Consider the following 1,709-nt stretch of genomic DNA (forward strand, 5'->3'; position numbering starts at 1 on the left):
CTGATAATGCTGATGGAAGAGGAACTAATACAGCAATTGGTGGTGGAATAGTAAATGATGGTAAAATAGAATCAGCTGCTAATAATGTAATAGCAATGTCATTTGACAGTCCATATGGTTCTAAAACTATGGAAAATTCAGCAACAACAGGAGTAATAGATTTACAAGGACAGAATTCAACAGGAATGTTTGCAACAGGAGCAGGAACATACACAGCAGTAAATAACGGAACAATAAAATTAGCTTCTTCGTCTAATGTAAATACACCTAATATAGGAATGTATACTGATAAAGATACAATAACATTGGAAAATAATGGAACTATAGAAGGTGGAGACAAGACAGTTGGAATCTATGGATATAATGCTAATTTAGGAGCAACTTCTACAACTAAAGTTGGCTCTGGAGGAACAGGCGTATACTCTCTAGGTGGAAATGTTACAATAAATGGTGGAACATTATCTGTTGGTGAGAATGGAACTACTGGTTCAAATGATGCAGTGGGAGTATACTATGTAGGACAAGGTGGAACAATAACATCTAATGCATCTGATATTAAAGTTGGAAATAGTGCATACGGATTCGTTGTTCAAAATGAAAATGGAACAGGAGTAACATTAACAACAAATACTCCAAACGTTACATTAGGAGAAGATGCAGTTTATGTATACTCAAATAACAAAGCCGGAACAGTAACAAATAACACAACTTTAACTTCTACTAGCGGAGGAAACTATGGAGTTTACAGTGCTGGTACAGTCACAAATAATGCAAATATTAATTTTGGAACTGGAACTGGAAATGTTGGAGTTTATAGTATCCTTGGAGGAACAGCAACAAATAATGCTGCAATAACAGTAGGTGCATCAGATACAGCTGCTGAAAAATTTGGAATAGGAATGGCTGCTGGATATAGAACAACAGATTCAGGAAATGTAATCAATGGTCCTGCCGGAGTTATTAATGTAACTGGAAAAGATAGTATAGGAATGTATGCAACAGGAGCTTCATCAACAGCAACAAACAAAGGTACAATAAATCTAAGTGCAGAAAATACAATAGGAATGTACCTTGATAATGGAGCAACAGGAGTAAATGAAGGAACAATAACAACAGTTGGATCACCTAAAGGAGTAAAAGCAGTTGTTTTAAGTAATAATTCAAAATTAATAAATAGAGCAGGAGCAACAATAAATATTAACTCTCCTGAAGGTTTTGCCGTATTTAGAGTAAATTCTCCAGAAACTAATGTAACAATAGTAAACTATGGAGATATAACAGTTAGCGGTGGAGCAGAAAGAGATGGAGCATTTGATCCTACTGGAGGAAAAGAATTAGAAAAAACAGTTGCAGGTGTAACATTAAAATCTCCTAAGGGAACTAATGATATTAATGTTACAGTAAATGGAACTCCAATAACAAATGTTGAAAAAGTTACTGATCCGGTTGGAACTAGAGGAGATGCGTTAATATCTAATTTAGGAATGTACATCGATACATTAAGAGGAACTAATCCAATTAACGGATTAAGCCATCTTAATGTGAAAAAAGCAGAATTACTGTATGGAGTTGAAGCTGCAGAAAACTCAACTTCAAAATACTTTGAAGTTTCAGGAAATATTTTAAAACCTTATCAGGATGCTATGAGAACAGCTCCTCAAGGAATAAAATGGAATCATAATTCAGCTGCTTTAACTTGGATGGCATTA

The 1,709-nt window shown here is 34.7% G+C and carries 1 pseudogene; it reads left to right on the forward strand.

From position 1 onward, the window contains the following. A pseudogene (locus HMPREF1984_RS06290) lies at positions 1-1,709 on the forward strand (autotransporter domain-containing protein); the annotation flags it as partial.

The organism is Leptotrichia sp. oral taxon 215 str. W9775, assembly GCF_000469505.1.
Taxonomy (GTDB): domain Bacteria; phylum Fusobacteriota; class Fusobacteriia; order Fusobacteriales; family Leptotrichiaceae; genus Leptotrichia_A.